Source organism: Mesorhizobium captivum (assembly GCF_033977165.1).
Lineage (GTDB): Bacteria > Pseudomonadota > Alphaproteobacteria > Rhizobiales > Rhizobiaceae > Mesorhizobium > Mesorhizobium captivum.
Window position 1 is genome coordinate 1 of the sequence record NZ_JAVIJB010000090.1, and the last position, 4,466, is coordinate 4,466.

Consider the following 4,466-nt stretch of genomic DNA (forward strand, 5'->3'; position numbering starts at 1 on the left):
CGGACCGGGATTTTGCTACCGGTTGTCAAATTTCTCTCTCCGGTTTTTCCAACTTAAACACCTCATGAGTCAGCCGCGGTTTCAGCGGGATCGAGCCGCGGTGAGAAAACCGCTGTGCAGGGTTGGGAACCCAAACTGCCGACGACAGTATGTTCGCGCTTTCCAGCCGACCACCTCCCTTTGAAGTTGCGCGAAGACCTCTTGTATAGCCAGGCCTACACCTGGCCTGCAAGTCGCCCGACGATTGCCCGCACAAACATGTCGTACCTAGCATCAGTCACAATCCGCGAATTCACGTCGAATGACGACGTTGTCGCGGGGGGCGAATATCCTCTTTGGCCATCGGGGCAGTACGGTGCACAGATGACGGCCCCGATTGCTGGCATGGCGGCGCAATTTCCTCCCGATTTGGCTGCAACTCCCTCGGATCTTGAATACGATCGCTCTATTGAGAAAATTGAGTAAGGTTTTCCGTCCGCGGCGTTCCGCTGAAGGGTGACGTGGTCATGAAATAACCTGCTGACCACCTCGACATCAGCGTGCCGCGGTTGAAGTAGATAGCGAGCCGATCGCCGGCATTGCCACAGGCGACCAGCGGTCCGATCCGAGCTGCTCGGCTCGCAGCTGCTGACCTATATCCGATCGAACCGCAGCGCGATCATCACTATGGCAAGCGCTACCGAGCTGGACTTCGCATCGCCACGACCTTGGCCGAGTCAGCGGTGAATTCACTCGTCGGCAAGCGGATGGTCAAGAAACAGCAGATGGGATGGTCGCTTCACGGCGCTCACATGCTCATGCAGGTCCGCACGGCAGATCTCAACGGCGAGCTTCGCGATCGATTGCGAGCACCGTTCCGACAGCCAGAACCGAACGTGCCATCACTATTCAAGCCCAAGCCGCCTCTCCTGCACGCCGCCTGACCCCAGAGAAGTTACCGGTCTCGTAGGCATTCTCGATCTGCGCGTCATAGCGAAGTTCGCCGCCCCGGCTGGCGGATCGCACACCATCCGGCCATGGCGAGTGATGGCCGCAGCAGCCAAGGGACAAAGCAGGGGTTGAGCGTTCACCAGCCGGTATCCGGCATTTGATTTTCCTCCTGGCAATCCAGGGGGCTTGCGATTTCTCGTTTTTGCTGCGCCTATCCCCAAGTCAGAATGTTAACTGGCTTGGGCAAACCAACGCTGCAACCGATACAAAGGAAAAATGGATGGCAACTGGCACGGTAAAGTGGTTCAACAGCACGAAGGGCTTCGGCTTCATCCAACCCGATGCGGGCGGCCCGGACGTTTTTGTCCACATTTCCGCTGTGGAGCGATCGGGTCTTTCGACTCTCGCTGACGGCCAAAAGGTTAATTACGAGATCGAGCAGGACCGCCGCACCGGGAAATCCTCGGCCGGCAATCTCAGCAAAGTAAAGTGAGCTGACGGCTTCTTGCGCATGGCGCAACAGCCGCCCGACGGCGAGCCTCTACCGACCGCCGCAGATGAAATCGCGCGTGAACATGAAATCGACGGAAGCCTCGCGCAAATTGTTGCAGGCCGGGGAACGCAGTGCAAAAGGCGGGAGTCTCCCCGCCTTTCAAGTCAGCGCGCCGGAACAACGCTCAGGCCGCGCCGTTTTTGCGGGCCCTCTTTGCCGGTGCGGCCTGTTCGGCCTGATCAGGCTTTCGACCCAGGCCCAGGGTCTTGGCTAAAGCAGAGCGAGCTGCGGCATAATTCGGGGCAACCATCGGGTAGTCTGCCGGCAGGCCCCACTTTGCGCGGTATTCGTCGGGCGTAAGGCCATAGTGGGTTGAGAGATGGCGCTTCAGCGACTTGAACTTTTTTCCGTCCTCCAAGCTAATGATGTAGTCGGGCGTGACCGATTTCTTGATGGGAACGGCAGGCTTGAGGTCCTCAGGCTTAGGGACCGGGCCGCCGATCGTGCCTTTTAAGGCGGCATGAACCTGGTCGATCAGGCCAGGAAGGTCGCTCACCGGGACCGGATTGTTCGAGACGTAGGCCGATACGACGTCGGCGGTAAGCTCGATGAGGGCATCACTATTGCTCTCGATTTCTTCTGTCACGGAATGCTCCTGATTTTGATGGCTTCTGCAAAAATCAGCTTGATTAATGAAGGCAGCCACAGAACGCAATGAAAGGTTGCGTTCCAGCCCCTTTCATACGGTCTGCTCAAAGCGGCGCGCGCATTGCGCGCGTCAATAGACGCATCTCCACCGCCCAAAACTTCCAGTAGAATGATCGATTGGTCGCTAAGGCGCTTTGGTGATGGATGGACAGGTATTTCCAGCAGAACGGTTCAGTTTTGGCTTTGAAGCAGCCGTCGAAATTACTCGGTTCGGCATTGTAATGCCCTGATCCTGCCACTCTCCATAGGCAAGTGCGCCGAAGGGAGAAATCTCCAACTAAACGTGTTCACGAACAGAGAAGGGCTCGCCCAATGAGCAGGGTGGCGCGCGCGGACGCAGCTTCAGTTTCGTCGGCGACGTTCGCGCCGCTGGAGAACCCCACCTTTCGCGCGATCTGGCTAGCCGCACAGCTGTCCGGTCTGGGCTGGCTGTTTCAGACGGTCGCGGTCAGTTGGCTGATGGCCACCATCTCGACCTCGGACGTGATGGTGGCCTTGGTGCAGACCTCCACGACGCTGCCCGTATTCGTTCTGTCGATCTTCGCCGGGGCCATTGCCGACAATTTCAGCCGCCGCCATGTCATGGCCATCGGCTGGTGCGTGATAGCATTGTCGTCGATCATGCTGACCGCTCTTGTGGCGCTGGGATTTTACAATCCTTGGATGATCCTCGCCTTCAGCTGCCTGGCTGGATGCGGCGCTGCGTTCACTGATCCGGCATGGCATGCCTCGGTTGGCGACATCCTGCGAAAGCGCGAAGTTCCGGCCGCGGTCACGCTAATCTCGGTCGGCTACAATGCAATGCGAAGCATCGGTCCGGCGCTCGGCGGCGTCGTTGTCGCCTCCTTCGGACCTCTGACGGCTTTCGCGGTGGCGACGCTGACCTATCTGGCGATGCTGTGGGCCATAGGACTCTACAAATGGAGCGGTCGCGCTTCGCCTCTTCCCCGTGAGCCATTGAGCACGGCCATTCATGACGGGGCCCGCTTCACGGCGCTGTCGGGAGAGATCAAGGCGGCGATCGCGCGTGGATTCCTTTTCGGTCTGACGAGCATCTCGATCCTGGCGCTGCTGCCACTGGTTGCCCGGGACCAGCTCGGAGGAGGGCCGATCGCTTATGGTGTCCTGATGGCTGGATTTGGCGCCGGCGCCTTGTGCGCGGGCATTTCCAACAACGCGCTGAGGCGGTCGCTGTCGCAAGAGCGTCTGACGACGCTCGCCTGTATTGCCTGCGCCGCCTGCTGCCTGGCGCTTGCCTTCACGCCTTCGCTGGTGGTGGCGGCGATTGCCTTGACGCTGGGCGGCGCGGGTTGGGTCGTCACCTGGACGGGACTTGACGTCAGCGTGCAATTGTCGAGCCCGCGCTGGGTCGTTGGCCGCACGCTCTCGATCTACTCGGCCCTCTCGTCGGGAGGTGTCGCGGTCGGCAGCTGGATTTGGGGCGTGGTGGCCGAAAACCATTCCCTGACGCTGGCGCTCGAGGCCTCTGCGGGCGCTCTCTTGTTGGTTGCCGCCACCGGACTGCTGCTCCCGATCCGCCAGTGGAAAGAGGCCGACCAGGATTCGCTTGGCTTCGAAACGCCGGCGCTCGCCCTCGACTTGAAGTCGAGAAGCGGCCCGATCGTGGTTAAGATCGAGTACTCCATACCGGAAGCCAACGTCGAAACCTTCCTCGACCAGATGCAGGAACGCCGCCGGGTGCAGAGCCGCGCCGGCGCCCGGCACTGGAATCTCCAGCGCGACCTCCAGGAACCCTCGCATTGGACGGAGACGTTCCGCACGCCGACTTGGATGGACTACCTTCGCCTCAACCACCGGCTGACCGCGGAGGACAGGGAACTGGATCGGTCTCTCCTCGAACTGCATGCGGGAGAGCTTCCGCCTCGCACGCGGCTTGCGATCGAGCGGCCGACCGGAGCGCCGCGCAGGCGGGAGCAGTCGGGGAGCTTCTTTTTCCGACGGTGATCTCGTCTCGATTTGGTAATCGCCAACCGCTCCAAGCGCAGGCATCATGATGGTGGCAAAGGCCGCCGCGAAGTTCGATAGAGATAGAGCGCGGCTGGGGGATCGCTATCCACAGCTCTACAAGCCGAACAGTGGTGCCAACGACGCGCACGCTGCGGTCCCGCCGAAGCGCCGCCGGGCGCTCCGCCTTGCTGTCGTCATGTCGCTCAAGTTTTAGACAGATCAGCGAATCACAACGGGCAGACCAGTCAATCGGCTGTCCAATCAATTCAATTCTGCGGGAATGTTCAGCTGGCGTGGCTGCTGGCGTTCCAAGCAGCTGGATTCCGTATGCCTTACGCGCCGCCGGTCTAACGTACTCGCGTCGTCA

3 protein-coding genes and 1 pseudogene are annotated in these 4,466 nt (G+C 60.3%); 3 read left to right on the forward strand and 1 reads right to left on the reverse strand.

Translation table 11 applies throughout. The features are described 5' to 3' along the window. Nucleotides 1–612: 612 nt before the first annotated feature. Together RFM40_RS33190 and RFM40_RS33195 are read left to right on the forward strand one after the other, a co-directional pair. Nucleotides 613–923: pseudogene (locus tag RFM40_RS33190) on the forward strand (hypothetical protein); the annotation flags it as partial. Nucleotides 924–1,210: 287 nt separating this feature from the next. Next, complete coding sequence (locus RFM40_RS33195) at nucleotides 1,211–1,423, forward strand: cold-shock protein (RefSeq protein ID WP_112101617.1); 213 nt, start codon at nucleotides 1,211–1,213, stop codon at nucleotides 1,421–1,423. Between the two features lie 184 nt (nucleotides 1,424–1,607). Here the strand turns inward: RFM40_RS33195 and RFM40_RS33200 are convergent, their stop codons facing one another. After that, nucleotides 1,608–2,069, reverse strand: a complete 462-nt coding sequence (locus tag RFM40_RS33200) for a Ros/MucR family transcriptional regulator (RefSeq protein WP_320279024.1) — start codon at nucleotides 2,067–2,069, stop codon at nucleotides 1,608–1,610. Between the two features lie 374 nt (nucleotides 2,070–2,443). On the opposite strand from RFM40_RS33200, the gene RFM40_RS33205 reads away from it, so the two are divergent. Further along, nucleotides 2,444–4,096, forward strand: a complete 1,653-nt coding sequence (locus RFM40_RS33205) for an MFS transporter (protein ID WP_320230199.1) — start codon at nucleotides 2,444–2,446, stop codon at nucleotides 4,094–4,096. Nucleotides 4,097–4,466 lie beyond the last annotated feature (370 nt).